The organism is Pseudoalteromonas luteoviolacea NCIMB 1942, assembly GCF_001625595.1.
GTDB classification, from domain to species: domain Bacteria; phylum Pseudomonadota; class Gammaproteobacteria; order Enterobacterales; family Alteromonadaceae; genus Pseudoalteromonas; species Pseudoalteromonas luteoviolacea_A.
Genome location: NZ_AUXT01000217.1, coordinates 1 through 22,280, shown reverse-complemented (window position 1 = coordinate 22,280; position 22,280 = coordinate 1). Strand labels below are relative to the sequence as shown.

20 protein-coding genes and 2 pseudogenes are annotated in these 22,280 nt (G+C 43.0%); 9 read left to right on the top strand and 13 right to left on the bottom strand.

Annotated features, from left to right (window positions below; genetic code table 11):
• Positions 1-52 precede the first annotated feature (52 nt).
• The gene (locus tag N482_RS23050; RefSeq protein WP_063379284.1) at positions 53-796 is read right to left on the bottom strand and encodes a hypothetical protein; all 744 of its coding nucleotides are present in this window, start codon (positions 794-796) and stop codon (positions 53-55) included.
• 235 nt (positions 797-1,031) lie between these two features.
• On the opposite strand from N482_RS23050, the gene N482_RS23045 reads away from it, so the two are divergent.
• The 8 genes from N482_RS23045 (at position 1,032) to N482_RS23010 (ending at position 11,654) form a co-directional block, all read left to right on the top strand.
• Positions 1,032-2,660, top strand: a complete 1,629-nt coding sequence (locus N482_RS23045; protein WP_063379283.1) for an LruC domain-containing protein — start codon at positions 1,032-1,034, stop codon at positions 2,658-2,660.
• Positions 2,661-2,675: 15 nt separating this feature from the next.
• A complete protein-coding gene (locus N482_RS23040) occupies positions 2,676-3,287 on the top strand; it encodes a hypothetical protein (protein WP_063379282.1) in 612 nt (203 codons plus the stop codon).
• A gap of 243 nt (positions 3,288-3,530) precedes the next feature.
• On the top strand, positions 3,531-4,985 hold the full coding sequence (locus tag N482_RS23035) for a sigma-54-dependent transcriptional regulator (protein WP_063379281.1): 1,455 nt from the start codon (positions 3,531-3,533) through the stop codon (positions 4,983-4,985).
• A gap of 168 nt (positions 4,986-5,153) precedes the next feature.
• Positions 5,154-6,392 carry an oligosaccharide flippase family protein gene (locus tag N482_RS23030; protein ID WP_063379280.1) on the top strand — a complete coding sequence of 413 codons (1,239 nt, stop codon included), beginning with the start codon at positions 5,154-5,156 and terminating at the stop codon, positions 6,390-6,392.
• 10 nt (positions 6,393-6,402) lie between these two features.
• Positions 6,403-7,410 (top strand): glycosyltransferase family 2 protein, encoded by a 1,008-nt coding sequence (locus tag N482_RS23025; RefSeq protein ID WP_063379279.1) that lies wholly within the window; start codon positions 6,403-6,405, stop codon positions 7,408-7,410.
• A gap of 198 nt (positions 7,411-7,608) precedes the next feature.
• Entirely contained in the window at positions 7,609-8,880 is a 1,272-nt protein-coding gene (locus N482_RS23020; RefSeq protein ID WP_231100919.1) for a polysaccharide biosynthesis/export family protein, read from the top strand.
• 11 nt (positions 8,881-8,891) lie between these two features.
• Positions 8,892-10,292, top strand: a complete 1,401-nt coding sequence (locus N482_RS23015; protein ID WP_063379278.1) for a GumC family protein — start codon at positions 8,892-8,894, stop codon at positions 10,290-10,292.
• A gap of 3 nt (positions 10,293-10,295) precedes the next feature.
• Complete coding sequence (locus N482_RS23010; protein WP_231100918.1) at positions 10,296-11,654, top strand: O-antigen ligase family protein; 1,359 nt, start codon at positions 10,296-10,298, stop codon at positions 11,652-11,654.
• 8 nt (positions 11,655-11,662) lie between these two features.
• On the opposite strand, the gene miaE is transcribed toward N482_RS23010, so the two are convergent.
• The 5 genes and pseudogenes from miaE to N482_RS26175 form a co-directional block, all read right to left on the bottom strand.
• On the bottom strand, positions 11,663-12,475 hold the full coding sequence (gene miaE, locus N482_RS23005; RefSeq protein ID WP_063379321.1) for a tRNA isopentenyl-2-thiomethyl-A-37 hydroxylase MiaE: 813 nt from the start codon (positions 12,473-12,475) through the stop codon (positions 11,663-11,665).
• A gap of 41 nt (positions 12,476-12,516) precedes the next feature.
• Positions 12,517-12,651 carry a hypothetical protein gene (locus N482_RS25960; RefSeq protein WP_269202121.1) on the bottom strand — a complete coding sequence of 45 codons (135 nt, stop codon included), beginning with the start codon at positions 12,649-12,651 and terminating at the stop codon, positions 12,517-12,519.
• A gap of 58 nt (positions 12,652-12,709) precedes the next feature.
• On the bottom strand, positions 12,710-12,868 hold the full coding sequence (locus N482_RS26185; RefSeq protein WP_419555065.1) for a rhomboid family intramembrane serine protease: 159 nt from the start codon (positions 12,866-12,868) through the stop codon (positions 12,710-12,712).
• 219 nt (positions 12,869-13,087) lie between these two features.
• A pseudogene (locus N482_RS26180) lies at positions 13,088-13,351 on the bottom strand (IS3 family transposase); the annotation flags it as partial.
• Positions 13,347-13,601 (bottom strand): annotated as a pseudogene (locus N482_RS26175) (transposase); the annotation flags it as partial. The pseudogenes N482_RS26175 and N482_RS26180, both read right to left, overlap by 5 nt.
• A gap of 228 nt (positions 13,602-13,829) precedes the next feature.
• Between N482_RS26175 and N482_RS23000 the strand changes: the two are divergent.
• Positions 13,830-14,429 carry a Yip1 family protein gene (locus tag N482_RS23000; protein WP_063379277.1) on the top strand — a complete coding sequence of 200 codons (600 nt, stop codon included), beginning with the start codon at positions 13,830-13,832 and terminating at the stop codon, positions 14,427-14,429.
• Between the two features lie 119 nt (positions 14,430-14,548).
• Here N482_RS23000 and purF read toward each other — a convergent pair whose 3' ends face one another.
• From purF to N482_RS22965, 7 genes are all read right to left on the bottom strand, one after another.
• Entirely contained in the window at positions 14,549-16,075 is a 1,527-nt protein-coding gene (gene purF, locus N482_RS22995) for an amidophosphoribosyltransferase (protein ID WP_063379276.1), read from the bottom strand.
• Between the two features lie 18 nt (positions 16,076-16,093).
• A complete protein-coding gene (locus N482_RS22990) occupies positions 16,094-16,588 on the bottom strand; it encodes a CvpA family protein (RefSeq protein ID WP_063379275.1) in 495 nt (164 codons plus the stop codon).
• 61 nt (positions 16,589-16,649) lie between these two features.
• Positions 16,650-17,390, bottom strand: coding sequence for an SPOR domain-containing protein (locus tag N482_RS22985; protein WP_063379274.1), 741 nt, complete (start codon positions 17,388-17,390; stop codon positions 16,650-16,652).
• A 14-nt stretch (positions 17,391-17,404) separates the two neighbouring features.
• Positions 17,405-18,664, bottom strand: coding sequence for a bifunctional tetrahydrofolate synthase/dihydrofolate synthase (folC, locus tag N482_RS22980; RefSeq protein ID WP_063379273.1), 1,260 nt, complete (start codon positions 18,662-18,664; stop codon positions 17,405-17,407).
• A gap of 22 nt (positions 18,665-18,686) precedes the next feature.
• A complete protein-coding gene (accD, locus tag N482_RS22975; protein WP_063379272.1) occupies positions 18,687-19,562 on the bottom strand; it encodes an acetyl-CoA carboxylase, carboxyltransferase subunit beta in 876 nt (291 codons plus the stop codon).
• A 214-nt stretch (positions 19,563-19,776) separates the two neighbouring features.
• Positions 19,777-20,577: a tRNA pseudouridine(38-40) synthase TruA gene (truA, locus tag N482_RS22970; protein ID WP_063379271.1), complete on the bottom strand. Its 801-nt coding sequence runs from the start codon at positions 20,575-20,577 to the stop codon at positions 19,777-19,779.
• A 97-nt stretch (positions 20,578-20,674) separates the two neighbouring features.
• On the bottom strand, positions 20,675-22,280 hold a 1,606-nt coding region (locus N482_RS22965), incomplete at its 5' end, for a FimV/HubP family polar landmark protein (protein ID WP_331245826.1).

The following is a 22,280-nucleotide window of genomic DNA, read 5'->3' as shown; positions in this document are numbered from 1 at the left end:
AAAATAAGAAAACGGTAATAAATATAGTTAAGCTTATTTATTTTGTGCCTGTTTACTTTGAGAACTCTGGGTATAACCGCACCACACGATTGAATAGTTTAGGAAGCTTATGCTGCACCACCTGCAATTTTTTCTCCTGTTGATTCATATCGTTTAAATCGCACTTAAGTAGAATCTTACTCACTTTAAATATGACTTTATGTATTACTTTATCGGACCAACTATTTTTTAATGGACCAAAATTAAAATGCCTTATGTAATCGTTCATCTCTTTGGCATAAGTGTTGTTCCATTTGGGAGATATTAATTGGAACCCATTCCAATACTTTGCAAAATGCGCGACATGACCATTTTCACCCCACCCGATCCCTTCTGACTCCGCCACTGGCGTACAAATCGAAGCCAATACTTCATTGATCCAATTCAATGCAGCTTGAGAGCTTTGCATTAGCATAATACCTGAGTTTATCTCCCCACTGTAGCCATGGGCCATATAGAGGAATTTACCTTCCTTTATAAGTTGTTCAACTGGTGGACATGTTGGTTGAATAAGTGCATCCGCATCAACGAACAGAACCTTATTATAGCCAGCCTCTAACGCTGCTTTTAACAACAGAAGTTTTAACCAGCAACATTCCACTCCAAGCGAAGTGAATATAGGTCGAGATACCACAACATATTGGTAATTCATTTTTTTAGCATATTGCTTGTGGCTTTTAATACAATGGCTATATCGCCACTGATAGCCATTTAAGGCCACACTGAAAACTAATGTTGTCGCTGATCTATTCGTCATCACACACCCTCAAAAATATTGCTGCTATTTATTAATAAAGCAAAAGAATTGCATTTTGCCCAAAAAGTAATTTTCTCAATTTTAAAAATGAGAAATTAATTGCTTTCAATATTGCGAAAATACGCCACAAAACGCGCTTACAAAACATGTAACCACCTGTTAAATATAGCAATTCAAATTTGGCATAGTTACTGCTCTCTAAGGTGTATCATCAACTGAATACAAGGTTCTTACTATGAACTATTTAACTAAGATGTGCTTGGGAGCCGCACTTTGCGCAACAGCAACACCAGCGCTGGCGGTGCAATTAGTAGATGGGCAATATGTATGGCAATTTCAATCGGGAGAGGCTTGGCCAAGTGGCTACAACCATAACACAGGCAAGCCAGACAGCATGATTTATGCGCGTGACCAGTATGGGAGTGATTTCTTCCAACGTATAAGTAACGCGTTGCCTGAAGCTAAAGTAAACGAAGCTTTCATCACCGGTGACGAAGGCTCTACTATCCATCTAAACGAAGAAGCTGAAGTGTTTATTACCTTTATTCATGAAGGTGCAGGATACAAAAACTCGTTTGGTTATTTTACCTTTGATCCAGAAAATCCACCAACTACGCCAGAAGAAGTACAAGAAACCATCGTGTTTCCTAATTTAAGTTACCCTCACTTAACCAATGGTCATAGAGTAAGTATTGGTACTTTCCCTGCGGGGACCAGTATCGGCTTTTTCGTTGCAGCAAATGGCTTTTGGTATTATACGGGCGTTAAAAACTGGCAAATTCCCTACTATTATTCAATCTCTGCTTTAAACCCTGAACCTACAGAGGAATTGAGACAACACTGTGTACTTCTGTATGATGAGCAGGAACAAGAAGTGGTCATTGGCTTTGAAGATTTACCACGCACATGGGGCGACAATGACTTTAACGATGCAGTATTCAGCGTAACAGCCAGCCCAGGTTCCGCCATTTCCTCAACCAACTTAGTAACCATGCCAGAGGCCAATGACAGTGATGCCGATGGGATCCCAGATGAGCAAGACGAGTTTCCAAATAACTACCGTCGTTCTCACAGCCAGTACTTCCCTTCAGAAACGACAGTATCGACACTGGCATATGAAGACAACTGGCCACAACGGGGCGATTACGACATGAATGACCTTGTTGTCAAGCAACGCATTCAAACTACGTTGGATCCCGATAACCTTGTCAGTGGCTTCATTTTACACGGCTGGATAACTGCGCGCGGTGCTGCTTTTGAAAATGGATATGGTTTACGCATAATGGGCTCAACACCAGATCTTATTGAGAACGCCAGTATTACCATCGATGGGCAAAGCTTCGACAAGTCTGTAGAAGAGTTTCAGAGCAACGCGGTTCTACAATTGTGGAGCAGTACACAGGTCTTCACGCAAACAGGCCAGTCAGGTCAATGTTCGCACTTCAATACAGTTAAAACATGTAATTATTTCGAACCAGTGCCTTTTACATTGGATGTCACATTTGCAGAATCTCAAGCATCGTTGAACGTTTCAGATATGGATTTTTTCATATTCAGAACCGCCGACAGAACGATTGAAGTGCATATGGCCGATTACCCGCCAACAGATTTATTTGACCAGACCAGGTTTGGGAAGGTCGATGACACTTCTGATGCGAATAGTAACCGCTACTTCAGAACAGCTGATAACCTGCCTTGGGCATTAACAGTAAGCGAAGAGTGGAACTACCCTCGTGAATATATTGATGTACTTTGGGCCTATCCTGACTATGAAACTTGGGTAGAATCCAGCGGTGAACAAGCACAGAACTGGTACATCACCAGCGACCGCGACACACACTACTATTTGCCCGAATCTGAGTAATGTTAGGAGACCATCATGAACACACTGAAAAATTTAAAAACAGCTATTAGTATGGCCTTACTGACCGCCTTCATTACTGGATGCGGTGGCGGCGGTGGCGGTGGCGGTGACTCTGCACCATCGAATACGACAGGCCAGACGACACAGCAAGCAACATCTGCTGATACCACTGATCAAACCCAGACAACGAGTGACAGTGCCACAGCTGAAGAATCTAACACAGATGCTGCGATGCCAGAGCTGAGTTATGAACCTGAAGCGGCGCTGTTACAAACCGCGGCAACAGCTTCAACCGAGCTATACGTGGAGCCCGACTTCAAGTTTAGAACCAGCGATGATATTTCGCTTGAGCTTGATGGGCAAGATGTCTTTGGTGAATCTTTAGCTGGAAGAGCGATAAAAGTCTATTCGTTCAGTATGGAAGTGCCTTCTGTCGAGGACGAGCTAATGGGCAACAAACAATTAATTGCCACACTGCGTTTTAACTCTGCTGGGCAATTACAACACACATTGACAGTCCCTCAGACGACGCAAACTATGCTAATTAGAGTGGATGGGATGTTAGAAACCAACCAAGTATTGTTTAAGTTGGACTCAAGCACCTCAGTAACACATACCTTCAATTAAGGCTCCCACGCGGTGTGCAGTCATCAAGCACACCGCATATTCGTACTGCTGCTCTACTTTTTTTAAATAATTTCATGCACCTTCCCTCGCAACTTTGTTATCTTTAACTAAGCTTTTGGCGGGCAAATCCACAATTCTTGGAATTTCAGGAAGGGCTATTAAGTTTTAGCAAAAGTCCTTGGAGCTCTGACAGTTAGGCTGCTATATCTTAATAGAGAACAAAAATGAAAAAGGAGCGCGACAATGGAAAAGATGATGGGATTACATATCCTACTAGTAGACGACGAACCACATATTTTACGTTCTTTGAGTCGTGCTCTGCGCTCTGACCAATACACCATTCATACCGCTCAAAGTGGCCAAGATGCATTAGATGTATTAGCTAACGAACCAATTGATGTGGTTGTTACCGACAAAAACATGCCCGGAATGACGGGGAATGAACTGCTTGCCATCATCGCAGAAGACTACCCTGATACCATTCGCATAATGTTGACAGCATTTACTGAGCAGGCAGCACTTATCGATGCAATAAACCAAGGTAAAGTATGGGGTTACCTGCAAAAACCATGGGAGAACGACAATTTACGTATCACCATAGAGCAAGCGCTACAGACAAAAATGCTCATCGCTGAACGCAACATGCTGCGCGCCAGCCTTAAAAGATATAAAAGGGAACACCGCTCGCAATTTCAACGCTTTATCGGTAGTTCATTGGCCATGCAGGTCGTCTACAAGGCCATAGATAAAGCCGCCCCTAGTCGCGCGAATGTGTTTATTACCGGCCCCAGTGGTACAGGTAAAGAACTCGCTGCAGAGGCAATTCACAATTTGAGTCCACGTACTGAACAACCACTCATTTGTATAAACTGTGCAGCCATTCCATCAGAATTGATGGAGTCAGAAATATTTGGTCACGTGAAAGGCGCGTTTTCTGGTGCCACCAACAACCGAGATGGCGCTGCAACTCTCGCCGATGGCGGTACATTATTTTTAGACGAAATTGGTGAAATGGACATGGCTTTACAAGCCAAGATCCTACGATTTATTCAAACTGGTACATTTCAGCGTGTAGGTAGTGGTAAGACCGAGCGAGTAGATGTACGGTTTGTTTGTGCTACCAACCGCAACCCATTTGATGCAATTGAGCAACAATTACTGAGGGAAGATTTGTTTTATCGCCTCAATGTCATCGCCATTGATATGCCCGCATTGGCTGAAAGAGATCAAGACCCCTTGCAAATTGCCCTATTCTACCTAAATAAGTACAGTGAATTAGAAAATAAGCTCTTTGTTGGCTTTTCCAAGCGTGCCGAGCAGTTGATATTAAACTATGCTTGGCCTGGCAATGTTAGGCAGCTCGAAAACCTGATACACAGTGCGGTTGTTATGTCAGATGGCCCGATGGTGAGCGAAGAAACACTGATGCAACAGTTACACTTGAAACCAGATGAATCGTTATTTACACCCAAAGAAAAACCACAGCTGGTACCAACAATGCCACGCACCTCTGCCACCGCCTCAGAGACGACTCAACAAGGTGGTGCGCTAAATATAGTGCCGCTTTCTGAGGTAGAGCGTTTTGCCATTGAACAAGCATTACAAGTTTGTGAAGACAATGTGGTCAAAGCAGCAGGCTTGCTCGAAGTCAGCCCCTCAACTTTGTATAGAAAAATTCAAAAATGGGAACCATCTTAACTCCTTTTCTCTTTGCAATTCGATAATGCGATGCTTCGCATTCTGCAATTCAATCAAAATGAAAAATAAGGTTTTAGATAAAAGTTATAAAATACAACAATTTAAAAAAGTTACATTTTGGCCTGATTATTGATTAGTAAGGTTATTACTTAATCAGAGGCTAAAACCATGCAGGCAGGCAAATACTCTATCACTCTTCTTCTAAGAAACACCTCTTGGCTGATTGGTGCTGAAGTAGTTGCTAAGGCGTCGCGCCTTATAAGTATTATGGCAATGGCCGCATTTTTACTGCCCGTGGAATACGGAGCAGCAATGCTTGCACTGAGTATCCACGAAGTATTGCGCCTTTTACTTCGCTCTGGTACTGGCGCTCAAATAATCAGAGCGACAGATCAGGAATTGCCATCTTTACTCGCCAATGGCTTGTGCGTTCAATGGGTCATTTGTATCGGCCTGTTTCTTGTTCAACTCGCTGTGGCATACTGCACCCATTGGTTGTTCCCAGAACACGACATCTTCGCACTCGTGGCGTTAATGGCCATCACGTATCTAGTCTTTCCCGTCGTTAGCACCAAAGCATTCCTCGTACAACGTGAAAACCGCATGGCCTTGTTCAGTGTTATTAGTAGTGTGTGTATCATCATTGAAAACTTTGCGATTGCTGTCGCTTTATACTTAGATGCAGGGCTACTTGCTATCGTTTACGCGAAGTGGGCGTTTGCAATATTGTGGTTGGCCGCCTTTTTAGTAGTTAAAACGCAGCCTCACCATATCGGGTTTGATCGCATAATATTCGTGCGGCTGTTAATGACCTCAAGCCAACTCGCAGCTGCCGATGCGCTTCGCTCGCTAAGAATCAATATGGATGTATTCATTGCAGCCAGGCTGATGACACCAGAATTATTTGGTCTATACAGCTTTGCTAAAAGCGCGGGAATTGGCCTCGCAATGTCTATCAGCCAAGCTTATATCACGGCGCTTTATCCCTATATCTGTCAACAGCAAAAGGCTAACCCTAGTAACAGTCAAAGCAAGAAAATCGCCGTTGTGACCATCCTTGTATCTCTAGTATTTATATGCCAATCAGCTTTGGTTCCAGTATACGTGCCATTTTTATTCTCAGCTGAATGGCAGGCTAGCTTTACCACCACTAGCCTGCTTTGCCTTATCGCAATCACCTCTGTTTGGTCAGATACATACGGTGCGGTACTGCGCAGCAAAGGCCTTTTTCGTTTAGAGGCACAACAGTGTGCATATTGCTTACTCGTTTCACTCGCAGGGGTCTTTGCTATGACCCCACAGACGCCAGAAACATTCGCCCTCGTACTACTTTTATCAAGCGTTTTATGGCTAGTGTTCCCAGCCGTAAATATGTTTATCAAATTCAGAACCATAAAGCCCGCATAAGGAGCAGATTATGAACAGCTTAATCCACCCAACAGTTAGTGTCGTTATCCCTATGTACAATGTAGGTAAATATATTGAGCTGAGCATAAACTCAGTGCTGAAACAAACCTATCAGGACTTTGAACTGATCTGTGTAGATGATGGTTGCAGCGATGACACGTTGGCAAAGGTCGCGCAATTCGACGATGCTCGGATCAAAGTGATTTCACAACTCAATAGAGGCTTATCAGGCGCTAGAAACACTGGTATACGTGCGGCACAAGGCGACTATATCGCATTACTTGATGCCGATGATTACTGGGCACCAGAAAAGCTGGAAAAACACGTTGCGCATCTTGAGGCCAATGACCAACTAGGCATCAGCTATTGCCCATCATTGTTTATAGATGAAGACGATGCCCCACTTGGTATAGGACAGTTTCCTAAGTTAAAAAACATCACCACTAAGCATATTTTTTGTCGCAACCCAATCGGCAATGGCTCAGCGCCCATGATCCGTAAAACCGTTCTAGACAGCATTGCTTTTCAAGATGGCATGCGCAACTGGGTGCAATATTTTGATGAAGAACTTCGTCAATCGGAAGACATCGAGCTGTGGCTACGCATCGCACTAGATACTGATTTCAAGATCGAAGGTATTGATCAACCATTGACCTTCTACAGAGTCAACGCCTCAGGGTTATCTTCAAATTTACATAAACAATTTAACAGTTGGCAATATGCTGTGGACCAAAACCGTATTGGCCACGATGCCTTCTTTAGTAAATACGCTTCGCTTGCCAAAGCATATCAGCTACGTTACTTATGCCGCCGAGCAATTCAATCTCGCAACTGTACTCAAGCTATTAAACTAATGCACGAAGCATTAAAAACCAATTGGCGTATTTTAAAAGAGGAACCAAAACGTACATTGGCGACGTTGGCTTGCACTTATTTATGCGCCCTACCAAACAGTCTCTACAACGCCATCGAAAATGCGGCTATGCGTGGCGCGGCGTACCTACAAAAGTCTAATTAAGGCTCTTTTAGTATTAAAAACAAAAAAACCAGCATCTGCTGGTTTTTTTATATTGCAAAATTACCCCAATGCAAATTGCACAATAGACACGAAAAACCTGAAAGAGAAACATATAACCACATGAATATAAAGGATTTAGACAACTGGCCTAATTAATGCTTTATTTAAATCAGCAAACGTCTTATTAAGGAATAAGCCATGTCAGTCACTCACTTAAAATCCAAGCTAAGCATGTTGGCACTTGTATGCCAGCTTGCGACCATCGCTGGCTGTGCACATATTGACGGAACAGTAGAGTTAGAAGACAAAGATGACCGTTTTTACGGACACCCGAATGCGCAAGGCAATATCATTTCACCGTCTAAACCAGGTACCGTGTTCGCAGCTGGGTTAGACTGCTCAAGCGCCAATGAGTTTGCAATTACTAAACAATACCGCGTTGATAGAGCAATCAAAACTCACCCAAACAACCAAGCACCTGTGCCTGTTTTTGGCGGTAAAAACGCCAGTTCATTGCCTCTTAGCCCTGGCGACTTAATTGAAGTAAGTATGGAATTCGGTGAAGGGTTTAATGGTAACTATATTTTAGATAACTCGGGTCTACTTGAGATGCCTGCAATTGAACCCATATTCGCAGCGGGCCTTACAACTCAGCACCTGAGTGAACGTATAGAACTGGCGCTTATCAGAGCAAACATTTTTAAGGCCAGTACACTAGATGTAAACATCAAAGTGCTAAATTTAGCAGCAATAGAAGTGCCTGTTTCCGGTGCTGTCTTCGAGCCAGGCCGAGTAACAATTAACGCTTCAATTCCTGCACAAGTCCACAAAGACCGCCTAGTAGCTTCAGGCGACCAAACTAAAAAACGCTTGCTGTCTGAGGCTGTAAGAACCGCTTCTGGTATTCGTCCCGATGCAAAACTTGATCAAGTCATTTTGATCCGTTCAGGTTGGCAGGTAGAAGTCGACCTCACTGGCATCTTGACCGGCGAGCCAGTGACAGACTATGCGCTTATTGCTGGCGACCAAGTTATTGTGCCTAGCACGGGCTGTTTTCAACCACACTTGGTTCGCCCATCACAAATTACGCCTAAAGGGTTTCGCGTCTTTATGTCGAATTTAATAGACTCTGCTGAGAGTAACTCAAATGCAGCCATTGGTCGCTTTTCCAGTAACCTACCTTATGGCACCAGATTATTGCAGGCAGCTGTTTCAGCTAACTGTGTGGGTGGTAAATCCTATACAAATGCGCCTCGCCGCATCGTGTTAGTCAGTACACACCCAATTACTCAACAAACTCAAGTCATTGAGCGCTCTATAGAGCAGCTAATGCGTATGCCGTACAGGGATCAAATAAACCCATACGTAATGCCAAATGACGCCATCGCTTGTTACGACTCGGATATTACTAATTTAAGAGACGTAGCACGTACCGTTTTAGACATAGTAACACCGTTTAAAGTCTTTTAGAGGGGTGTATCATGGGTACCGCACTTCAAGTCACAACACCTTATAGCCGCTTCAGAGCAAGTGTTTACAGAGCTTTGCACAGACCTTATCTGGTAGCATGTCTAATTAGCTACGTGATAATTGTAATGCTCGTCATCGTCTACTTGCAAAAAGCGCCGACATACAAAAGCGACCTAGATATTGTACTTCCAGGAACAGGAGCAAATAGCCAGGTTTCTATTGATGAAGTAGGACAAGTGGTGTCATCTACTAGTGCACCTTTTGGCAAAGGCTACAACCCTAGAGTGAACTACAAAGAGATGCTAATGAGCCGCAATTTAATAGAAAATGCAGCTCAGTCTTTGAACATTCACATCCGCGACTTTGGCAACCCCAAAATAAGATTGACCGAGCAAACCTCAATATTAAATGTCGAAACAACCGCAAATTCAGCCAAAATGGCGCAACAAAAAGCGTGGGCCCTTTACGATGCACTACAAGCACAATTAGACCATCTGCGCGCAGATGAAGTTAAACGTCGCGATGAAAGCATCAAAGCTGTGTTAGATCAGTACCGTGAAAGATTAAACGCTACCCGTAACAATATCATCGATTTTCAACAGCGTTCATTACTTGTTTCAGGAGAACAGCTACTAAGAGAAACAGCAACACTTGCAACAATCAAAGAAAGAATGGTTATGATCCAAGCCGAAATCGGTCAAAGTGATGATTATGTTAACCAGTTAAGTGTTGATTTAGGTGTGTCACCAGCAATGGCAGGTCAAGCTTTTGTTTTACAATCTGATGGAGAGTTCCGTGGTTACTTATCTGAACTAACTTCAAGCGCATCTCAGTTGAGTGAATACCGCTCGCGTTGGGGCGATGGCCACCCAAAAGTAAAAGCAGAATTTGCTCGCTTTGAACAGTCAAAGCAGTCTCTGAGAAATCGCTCTCAAGGACTTGTAGGTCCAAACGCAGCGCATATCTTTACCTCACTTGATTTAAAAAACAACCCAAAGCGCGCGCAGCTATTCGCAGACTTAATCAATGCTTACGCTCTGAACAAAGGCAAACAAGCACAGTTTCTTGAGCTTGACCAAGCACAAGTTTTACTTAATGAAAAAATCAAAATTTACGCTAGAGAAGCCGCTGAACTAGAAAGATTAGAGCGAGAGTTTGATCTTGCAGAAGCGGTCTTCACATCCGCCGCAGCACGTCTTGAAGCGGGTAAAGCAGACGTATTTGCATCGTATCCGATAGTACAACTTATGACGCCTCCGTCAGTGGCTATGAAACCAGTTAGTCCGAAGAAGAGCCTAGCAGTTGCAGCCGCATTATTTGCAATGATTTTCACTTCTGCTGCCATTTTAATGGTGAACAAGCGTAGAGAGATTGTCGCGCTTGTCGTAGAAAAACCCAAGGCTAAGGCATAAGCTATGTTATTACTCTCAGCGCTACCAGGCGAAAAAAAAGAATTTATTAGCTCTGAAGAGTTTGTTGTTTGGGCTGGGCTGGTTTTAACTTACCCCTCGTTTTTAACAGGCACATTATACGTATTAGGCTCTGTTATCGGGTGGCTTTTATTCGCGATGGTAATTACCCGAATTTATGTTGAAGTAGATACCAAACATGCATCAGTAAGTCCTATGGTATGGCTCTGGACAATAGCCATGTTAGTGATGCTGGTGGCACTTATTATCGCCCATTTTAATTGGTCCTTGGGAATAGGAAAAACCATCAAATCGTCCATTGGTTGGATGAAGGGGTGGGCATTGCTTGCGTTGTTTCCTTTCATTGCAAATATGATCCAAGTGAGAAAAGAGGTGATCATCCGTGCGGTTTGTATCATTGCGATTCAAACGCTTATCTTTGCGGTTGTTTCTTTCATTTTTTACCTAGGCCGTTTACCTGGTGATATCTTTCTATCCCCGCTTAAAGTCATTGGCGGACCCGGAGAAAGCTTCTTTATGGTGAGCTTTTATGGTATTAACCCAGAGACAGGCGCTGGCCGCTGGCGATTTTTCACTCCTTGGGCACCTGCTGCTGGATTTATGGCATGCATTTATTTAGTTTTCTGTTTGCAGGAACAAAATGCGCGTATCCGCAGATGGGCTATCGCTGGTTGTTGGGCAATGCTGTTACTGTCTCAATCGCGCGCAGGTATTGCTATTTTTATTATGCTGTTTCCAATGGTGATGTTCAGCGATAAATTCAAAGAGCCCTGGTTTTTGCTAATGCTCGGCTTTGTTGTCCCAGCAGTCCTGCTGCTAGGTGAACCAGTATATAATTGGATAATGGACTCGTATGAAGCCATCAAACAACAGCGCCCAGGCTCTACCAGAGTCAGGCAGGCACTGGCTAATATCGCTATACAGCGTTGGGAAGCTGAGGCACCGATATGGGGGCACGGTATCGTGGAACGTGGACCAAAAATCGTTGAGCGTATGCCCATCGGTTCGCACCATAGTTGGTATGGGTTGCTGTTTGTTAAAGGGATTGTTGGCGCAATCGCACTGGCCGTGCCGATGGCCATCACCATGATATACTTTTTAGTAAAGTCACAAGGCTCGAAAACGGCACAAACAGCGCTGTGTTTAATGACCGTATTTATCTGTTATAGCTTTTTCGAAAACTTAGAAATTTTATCTTTTTTGTACTGGCCAGCGCTTCTGTGGTTTGGTCTCGTATTTAAAGGTGAAGATGAAGCCCATGAGACTAAGCGCAGAAAGCGCCGCCGTGGGAGCCGTACAAGTCGCCAGATTGAGCGATTCCCAAGTGGACGAGCATCTAATTAAAACAATACTCAGGCTGCAACAGGAGCACCACTGTGAAATTTAAAGTCTTCATCGGGCGACGCAATTAAATTAGCTTCTACTTTTCCAAAATATGCCACCCTTTCAGAAATATCACGACCTGCTATTTCTTCAGCCAATGTCAGGTAGTCTTGGTAATGGCGAGCTTCTGAGCGAAGCAAAGACACATAAAAATCGCCTAAACGCTTATCAACATGTGGCGCTAGCTTAGCGAATCGCTCGCATGAACGAGCTTCGATATACGCACCACAAATAAGTTTATCTATCAATTTTTCAGGCTCATATGTCCGAACATGTTTAAGTAAGCCACTGGCATAACGGCTTGATGCACAGTATTCATATTTAACACCACAGTCATGCATGATTTCTAAAACTTGGTAGAAGTGATGTAACTCTTCTTTAATGAGCAATACCATTTTGTCAATCAGGTCTTGGCCATAAGAGGTTTGCGCTTTTGGCACCATCGATTTATTCAATTTATTGCAATCAGCTAAATCTTGCCAGTTACCTGTTTTACGATAAGTAAAATCTTCGTATGGCTTTAACCATTCTAAAAGTGCCGTCCCACTGTCTTTATCAACCGCATACTTTCTGATTAAATACATGGCTGACTGAGCCGCTTTTAACTCACACACAAGGTGGTCTAATAGCACGGTTGGGAGGTTTTCTACTTTTACGGCTTCCTCAATCCATTCATTTGGCGTTTCACAACCCAAGAACTCTTTGATCGGCTTTAATAATTCTTCCAATTTTATATCTCTACGTAAGCAACTGTTTTTAAATACTTGCTGAAATTTTGACATTGTATTTGAGCAGTATTCTACCACATACAAGCATAACTTCTTTAACAAGAATCAATAACTGCAAGCAAAATATCCTCGTCAGTATTAACGCTGTCGAAATAAAATGGAGAGGGCCTGATGACCACATCAATACGAATATCAGAAAACTCATGTAACAAAACTATATTCACTTTCATGTATTCTATCTTGTGACAGACAAACAATATTGGGTTTAGACATTACAACACCCAGATTTTATGGAACACAATGAGCAACAATCAAAAGTGATGCCATAAACAACCCATACATGTTCAAAATTAAATGTATAACACCGCTATGCAAAAACATACAAGTAAGTAAACGCCACCATTCACCACTAAAAGTCTCGATCCTTCTATTTGCTCCCCAAGACAAAATTCGGGTTTAACGGATCAACGCCAGACAGCCAAACAATTAAGAAGGTTAAAATGTTTAAACAAAGCATCAATGGCAAGACAAACAAGGCTTTATTAGGGAGAAGAAACATTAGTGTGGCTTTAATGGGGTTACTAACGGTGAGCTTGCCTTTTGCAAATTGTCTTTCAGAATCAGAGCAAAGCGACGTGTTCTAAGCCAGTAAAACTGGACACTTCATTAAGCGATATTTAATTGTTCAAATCTTTCTGGGTTTAAGTAGCCCAAGGCACTATGCCTTCTCTTTTGTTATAATCAATTTCGATATACTCAAATATGTGCTGACGTATAGCTTCACGATTCATAGTTGGCTCATATTGAACAGCTTCAACTTTCATTGACTGGAAGAAGCTTTCAACACAGGCCTTTACAGCTCATGCTTAGGATTAAACCGCTCTTTTTCATTAAGTCACGATAAGCGTGAGAGCAATACGGGCTGCCTTTTTAGGATTTCCAACTCCTCGGGTTGCTCAGCTAATTGGCGTTTTAACTTGGCATTCTCTGTGGCCAGAGTGCTTTCTCGTTCAGACGTGGACGCTTTCTTTTGCTCCGAGCTTCGCCATGCGTAAAGTTGAGATTCATAAATACTAAGCTCGCGCGTAGCCTGTGCAACTCCAGCTTTAGTTGCTGGCTTTAGGGCTTCTTCTTTGAATTCTGCTCAATATACTTTTCTGGTTTTCTTTGTGGATTTCATTATTCGCCTCTGTGAGTTAGTCTACTCACCTAATGAGGTGTCCAAAACTATTGGATCAGATCAACCAAGCAAATACCTCCATCATCGAAAACTCAAATTATAATTACCGTTACGCCTTCTCAAAGGACTTGGGTGTTTACCTCTAGTTTCTTGACAAAATTTAACCAACATTTCATAAATAAATTGAAATTGTGCAAAAAACACTCAAAACATAACAGAGAGGCTTTTATGATCTTAAACCATTTATGGGGGCTTTATGCGCACCCAATCGAAGAATGGCAAACAATTGATAACCATCATGAAAGTGCCAAGTTTAGCCTGTCTCACATGTTTCTTATTGCGCTGATCCCTTGCATTATGGGGTATGTTTCATCAGTGCATTTAGGCTGGCGGATCGGTACAGGTGACGTTGTATTCTTGACTCATGACAGTGCTCTATTGATTGCATTTGCAATGTACTTTGCGCTCATTATCGGTGTATTTACGCTTGCCTATCTGGCGCATTGGATGGCAGTCACATTTGGTGCACAACCCACCTTTACTCAGACTATTGAATTGGCGGCTTATACAGCAACGCCAATCTTTATGTCTGCGCTTGCTGCAATGTACACAGAATTGTGGTTTGTTGTAAGTGTTGGTATCGCCTCTGTAGCATACTCAGTTTATTTGCTTTATACCGGTGTGCCCATACTAATGCGCATCCCTGAGGAGCGGGGCTTTATTTATGCCAGCTCAATGGTGACATGTGGCCTTATTCTATTGGTCATTATTCTCGCAGCAACAGCTATTTTATGGACGAATGGCATAATTACCCCTACATTTATTTAGGGAGGCGGCATTGATTGCGCTTCCTTTGCTTTTATCCTAAAAAACGAAATCAAACAAAAGGGCGATGATATTAATCATCGCCCTTTTTTAAAATCTGAAAAACGGTTGCTAGTCTAGTACTACTCGCCTTCGCCCGTTTCTTGGTTATGCAGCTCAAGGCTTGCTGACATTGCTTTTTCTCGAGTCGATTTAGCAGAGTCATTACGCTGAGCATCAATGCGATTTAAGTAATCCTGATCAACATCACCTGTGATGTATTGACCATCAAATACCGAGGTTTCGAATTGGCTGATCTCTGGGTTTTCAATACGTACAGCTGCAATTAAATCTTCGATAGACTGGTAAATCAAACCGTCAGAGCCAATGCTGCGGTTGATATCCTCTAATTCACGACCATGTGCAATTAACTCTGCTGCTGATGGCATATCGATACCATAAACATTCGGGAAACGCACTTCTGGTGCTGCTGAAGCAAAATACACATTCTTAGCGCCTGCTTCTCTGGCCATTTCGACAATCTGCGCAGACGTCGTACCGCGTACAATAGAGTCATCAACAAGTAAGACATTTTTGCCTACAAATTCTCGGTCTATCGCATTCAGTTTACGACGAACCGATTTTTTACGCTGTTCCTGACCTGGCATGATGAAGGTACGGCCAATATAGCGGTTTTTAACAAACCCTTGGCGATAAGGTAAACCAAGTACTGAAGCAATCTCTAATGCGATATCACATGAAGTCTCAGGAATAGGAATAACAACATCTATGTCTTTGTCAGCCCACTCTCGTTGAATTTTCTCGCCTAGCTTAGTACCCATGTTTACACGAGATGCATAAACAGACATGCTGTCCATTGTAGAGTCTGGACGCGCAAAGTATACAAACTCAAAAATACACGGTGCCAAAGTCGTTTTATCAGCACACATCTTTGAGAAGAACTGTCCGTCTTTAGTGACATAAATTGCTTCACCCGGTGCAACATCACGCACAAAGTCAAAGCCATCAGTTGCCAGTGCAACACTCTCTGAAGCAAACATGTATTCTGTCCCATTTTCAGTGTCTTTTTTACCAAACACTAAAGGACGAATCCCATGTGGGTCACGAAATGCAAGCATACCGTGATCGATGATCATAGCAATACTTGCATAACCACCTGAACACTGCTCATTTACCGCTGCGATGGCAGTAAACATGTCATCCGCTTCTAGCTTCATTTTGTCACTGCGACCTAGTTCGTAAGCTAGGATATTCAGTAAGATCTCTGAGTCTGAAGTCGTATTTACATGGCGTCTCGCCTTTGTAAACAAACGCTCTTTCAATTCTACTGCGTTGGTAAGATTACCGTTATGCGCAAGAGAAATGCCAAATGGAGAGTTTACATAAAAAGGCTGAGCTTCTGCTGAGCTAGAAGAACCAGCAGTTGGATAGCGCACATGGCCAATACCGATATTGCCTTGTAGGCGCTTCATGTGACGCGTATGAAATACATCTTTCACCAAGCCGTTCGCTTTGCGAAGGCTAAACGTATTGTTGTCAATGGTAATGATGCCCGCTGCATCTTGACCGCGGTGTTGCAAAACAGTTAAGCCGTCATACAAGCCCTGATTAACAGGAGATGTTCCGACTATCCCAACGATACCACACATTAAAAAATTCCTCGCCGATTAACGGTTTGCTGAATTTAAAAAGCTCGAATTATTTTCTAAGTAAGAAAAAAACCATTCAATGACAAATCCAAATTCAGGGATTACTACCGATGCCTTCCACCAACTTGTATCTGGGGCTTTGGTGAATGCATCGAGAAAAAACAACAGGGCACTAACTACCAATACACCGCGCATGGCGCCAAATAACAGGCCTACTATGCGGTCTGTACCTGATAATCCTGTACGTTGTACAAGTTCACCCAATATAAAATTAACTATTCCACCCAATACCAACGTCGATATAAACAGTATGGCTATCGCCGCAGCGTTTCTTAAAAGGGGTTCTGAAACAAAGGTAAGGAAAGTGGATAGATATTGATAAAATAGACTGGATATGAAGAATGCGCCAACCCAAACTACAAGGGACATAGCTTCTTTTACAAAGCCGCGGACCAGCCCAAAAAAGGTAGAAATACCGACAACTGTAAAAATGGCGTAGTCAACCCAAATCATAATAACCAACAAGTCGTTAATTTGGGGCGCATTTTATAAGACACGCTCTAGAAATACCAGATCAATTTGCAACCTTAAACTGAGTTAGTCGCCCGTTAAGTTTGGTTAACTTCTTTAATTCTGGTAACTTAGCTTCAAGTTTTTGTTTATTTAAGTCTGGCCCAACAAATACCTTAGTTAACGTACCATTCGGTGTTTTAACTGGACGGGTAAAGGTTTTAAAGCCATTCTTTTTCAACGTATCGGTCAACGCCAACACATTCGCCTGATGCGAAAAGCTACCTAACTGAATAACATACGCCATTTTTGTGAAATTAGAGGAATCAGGGCGATCGAGCTTTGGTTCAGTTTTTGCCGCGGTAGTTGATTTTGGTTCGGGCTTCGAGGTGCTGGTTGCGATGGCTGCATCAGTCGTTTCTTCAGCCGGCTTTTGAGTCTCAGTCTTAGTTACCTGCGCTGCTTGTTCACTTGTCTGAGGTTGCTCTGTTGATTCAGCAACATTGCTAACCTGTTCAACATTGGCATAAGAGTCGCCGTCACTCCCTGTTTGAACTTGTTCTTCATTAATATCATCTGCAACAACATCCTCTATGACGTCCTCTTTGGGGTCCAGTGCCAAAGAGGCCCTATCATCAATGCTTTCTTGAAGATCAATGGAAGTGAAGTCAGGTCGCTCAGGGATTTGCTTGAATCCTTCCTTATAGTGCACTTTCTCGCCATCCAAAATATTTGGAATAAATACGATTGCAGCAATAACAATGATGCTGGTACCGACAAGACGATTCACAAATCCTGAGTTCAAAATATTACTCTCTATTATTTCCAATATTGAATGGCATCCGCCACTGTGAAAAAAGATCCAAAGACAATCAGTGCGGTATCATTTCTCTGCTCTGGCAGCAATGTGTCTAAAGCTGACGAGATGCTATCAAAAGTACGCGTAGATGCACGCTTGTCTTGTGGTATTACAGCAAGTAAATTCTCAGCCTTTTCTGCCCTAGGCCCACTCAGTGTTGCACATGTCCAGCTATCAACTACTTCGTTAAGCTCATTAATGACACTAGCTTTGTCTTTATCAGCAAGCATAGCGATTAAGACGTTAATTTTAAAGCCCTGATTTTTTAATTCGTTTAACTTAGTGTGCAAATAGCGCGCCGATTCTGGGTTGTGTGCTACATCAGTATATACACAAGGGGATTTACTCAATTGCTGAAAACGCCCCTCTACCTGAAGGTCTTCTAGCGTTTTGCGTAGTAATGATTCATCAGGTAATAGGTCTAATCTCGCTAGTGCGGTCAATGCAGTAGCCACATTTTGAGCCGGAATAGCGGGTTTAGTGAAGCTCATATCGTATTTTTGATATTGCCACCTGAGCCCATCTTTCAGAGGAGTGTAGTGGAAATCCCGTTTTGACAAAATCATCTCGGCGTCAATTTCCTCACCATAATCTGTCACTGTATGAGGGATATTTAAATCGCCTACAATCGCTGGTGTGCTGGTACGGAAAATACCCGCTTTATCATAGCCAACTAGTTCTCGAGTATCTCCAAGATACTCTTTATGGTCGAGATCTATGGTTGTGATCACACTCGCATAGGGTGTCACAATATTCGTCGCATCGAAGCGTCCACCAAGCCCAACTTCGAGAAGTATATAGTCCACAGCGTAGCGCTTGAACAATGCCAAAGCCCCCAAAGTACCATATTCAAAGTAGGTAAGTTGGGTTTCGCCTCTGCCTTGCTCAAGCTCACAAAAAGCATCTACATGGTCTTGATCTGGCAGCTCTTGCCCATTAATACGAACACGTTCATTGTAGCGGATAAGGTGAGGTGAAGCATAAGTTCCTACAGTATGTCCTTGAGCCAAAAGCATGGCTTCCATGCAGCGTGCGGTTGTCCCCTTACCATTTGTGCCACCAATTAGGATAATCTTACTAAGGGTATTTAATAACTCTATATTATTAGCGACTTGGGCAACGCGCTCTAAGCCCATTTCTATATTGGCAGGATGCAGTTGCTCTAAATAACAAAGCCAATCATCTAAACTCGATGATTGGCTAGGTTTGATGTGTGACATAGCTAGCTCAATTTCGAAAAATTTACGCTACTCTATGCTCTTGTTCAGTAGAAGGCAAGTCCATAAACTTGGAAATTATACGTGCCAATGAGTCACGCATTTCACGGCGGTCAACAATCACATCAATCGCACCATGTTCTAATAAAAACTCACTACGCTGGAAACCTTCTGGTAGTGTTTCACGTACAGTTTGCTCAATAACACGTGGGCCTGCAAAACCAATCAAAGCCTTTGGCTCCGCTACATTGATATCGCCAAGCATTGCCAAAGAAGCTGAAACCCCCCCCATTGTTGGGTTGGTTAGCACTGAGATAAACGGTAGACCTTGCTCACTCATTTTTGCTAACGCAGCACTTGTTTTGGCCATTTGCATAAGTGAGAACAATGCTTCTTGCATACGCGCTCCCCCAGATGCTGAGAAACAAATTAGAGGCATGTTATGCTCTAGGCACTCGTTAACTGCTTCTACAAAACGCGCGCCAACAACTGATGCCATTGAACCACCCATAAACGAGAATTCAAATGCAACGGCTGCCACCGGTACGCCTTTTAGACGGCCTTTCATAGCAATCAACGCATCTTTTTCACCACTCACTTTTTGTGCAGCGGTAATACGATCTGAATACTTCTTAGAGTCTTTGAACTTTAGTACATCTTGAGGTTCAAACTGTGCACCCAGCTCAACAACTTCACCCTCGTCTAAAAAGCGCTCTAAACGCTGACGAGCTGAAATACGCATGTGGTGATCACACTTAGGGCAAACATGTAGTGATTTTTCTAACTCAGCTTTATATAAAATTGAGTCACAAGCTGAACATTTAGCCCAAACCCCTTCAGGGACCTCTTTCTTACCTGCCGATTTAGCAGCCTTAGGCAAGATTTTTTCTAACCAACTCATTGGCAACTCTCTTGTCTTTATTCTGTAATGAGTCTGTGCACACAGACAGATTTTCCCAATTAAAACATGTTTAAGGCAACAGCGATATAAAAAACTGGTCTTAGTAGTCTTAACCACTACTAGACGTAAGACAAACACAATTTTTCATGCCTACCTACTCAATTTATATCAGACGACTTATTGAGCGACCTTGAGTTAAATCGGGTTTTAAATACTATTTTGTAATTTCAACTTCGGGCAAAAACAACGGGCCAACCGCCATTTGGGGAATGCCCCACTTCTCTGGATAATCAACATCTACTAAATAAAGGCCGTTCGGCTTGGCCGTGGCGCTTGCCTGAGTACGGTCTTTTATTTTGAGCAATTCACCCATCCACTTAGGCTGCTGCTCTCCGGTTCCGATGTCTAGCAAACACCCTGTGATGTTTCTCACCATATGATGCAAAAAAGCATTTGCTTTGACATCAATAACTACGTAGTCACCGAATCTATTGACTTGCAAATGGTGGATGTTTCGAAAAGGCGTGTTTGATTGGCAATGGACTGCTCTAAATGACGTAAAGTCTTGCTCACCCAGCATAAATGGACAAGCAGCTTGCATCTTTTCAACATCTAATGGCTGGTGGAAATGCGTAACGCCGTTACGTAAAATACCAGGTCTGTAGGTATGATTATAAATAACGTAGCGATAACGTCTCGATGTTGCACTAAAACGAGCATGAAACTCTTCATCTACTTGCTGAGCAAACCTAACCGCAATATCATCAGGTAATTGAGAATTCATTCCCAGCGTAAAGGCGCTCATGTCTCGCAGTGCATCAGTATCAAAGTGAACAAGTTGACCTGTAGCATGCACACCCGCATCTGTGCGCCCAGCACATACTATTTCAACAGGATGATTACAGATCCTCGACAACGCTGTTTCAATTTCTTGTTGAACGCTACTGACATGGCTTTGACGCTGCCAGCCTGAGTAGTTTCCACCGTTATACTCTATACCTAGTACTACACGCATACACTTGCTAACTCTTCACTAAATTATGACCGGACATTTTATGCTATTGAGGCGGGGAAGAAAAGCCAAGGGCACGTTATCGCGCCCTTGGTTTCTGTTATTTGATTTGCTCTTTTAATATTCTTGCTTCTGCTTGTACCGATTCCGGCCCATTTTCCATCACTTCCTCTAGTGCAGAAACCGCAGAGTCAAAATCTTCAATTTCTAAGTAAGCACGCGCCAAGTCCAGTTTTGCTGCAAAACCATCTGCCTCCAAATCCACATCCGTCGGATTATCACCAGCTAATAACTCTTCAAAATCATCCAACCCCACATCCATATTGGGTTCTTGATAAGGCTCTTCTTGCTCTATAACATCATCACTTTGCGCGATTAAATCATCGATATTGAGGAAGTCTTCAGGGGCTTGTTCCACCTCATTTGCTTGCTCGGTGGCCACTTGCTCTTCTTCAATTTCAAATGGTTCATCAAGTTCTTCACTTAATAACGCATCGAAGTTCACTTCTAATTCAGGCTGTGGCTCAGGGTCTATTGACTGTGGTTCTGCATATTCATCTAAAAGAGACTCAAAGTCTGTCTCTTCCAAATCAGCCATAAACTCGTCTTCTATCGCGCTTTCATCAATTTCAACTGCCGCTTCTAAATCAGAATCATTTTCAGCAGCTTCTTCAAGCTGCTCTAAGAAACTATCAGGGTCTATATCTAACTCGATAGACTCTTCAGCACTTTCAGCACTTTCAGCACTTTCGGTAATTTCTCCAGAAGGTTCTCCCAATGAGGCTAACGCTTCATCGGCTTCAGCCAAAGCTGTTTCTTCATCGAATGTCGCTTCCAACTCCATTGCTAACTCATCCATCTCGTCAGCAGCTTCATTATTTTCGTTCGATTCGATTGGTGTCTCTACTCCTTCATCCATGGCAGCCATCGCGGCGGCTTCATCAAAAGGCGTATCTATGTCTATACTTAAATCATTGTTCTCATTGTCATCCCCCCCTTCTTGCTGGCTCGGGGATTCTGTGCTTTCATCCATAGCAGCCAACGCTGCCGCTTCATCAAATGGCGCATCTAAATCAAGATTTAAATCTTCAAGTGACTCTTGATCTTCAAGCGCAACATGCTGTTCACCTGAAGACGTCATGTCGTTAGTGCCATCACCAAGCCCTTGCTCACCAGCGTCTGCGTCACCAAATAAATCGTCTAAATCATCTTCAAATGGTTCTTCTAGCTCATCTTCCAACTGTAAGTGCAGATCGCTCTGACTACCCAAGCTTTCGGCCAATTGACGTTCTGTTTCACTCATACCATTTGAAACATCGACATCCTCTAATGAGATTGCCAGTTCGTCATCATTATCTAATTCAAGTTCTGGGTAACTATCTAGCTCCGCACTCGGGGTTACAAAATCTTCTTCTGGTTGTTCTTCTTCAGCCAATAAGTCAACTTCATCACCTAATGGATCATCACCCAAATCAATCTCTAATTCTTCAGAGAGAAGTTCATCATCAAGTGCAGCTAATTCCGACTCAGCCTCCAAGGTCTCTAACATATCCCCCACATTTTGAGCGGATAAATCCCCGAGTTCTGACTCTACCGCTAGCTCTGCTTCTAGTTCTGGCTCTGCTTCTAGTTCTGGCTCTGCTTCTAGTTCTGGCTCTGCTTCTAGTTCTGGCTCTGCTTCTAGTTCTGGCTCTGCTTCTAGTTCT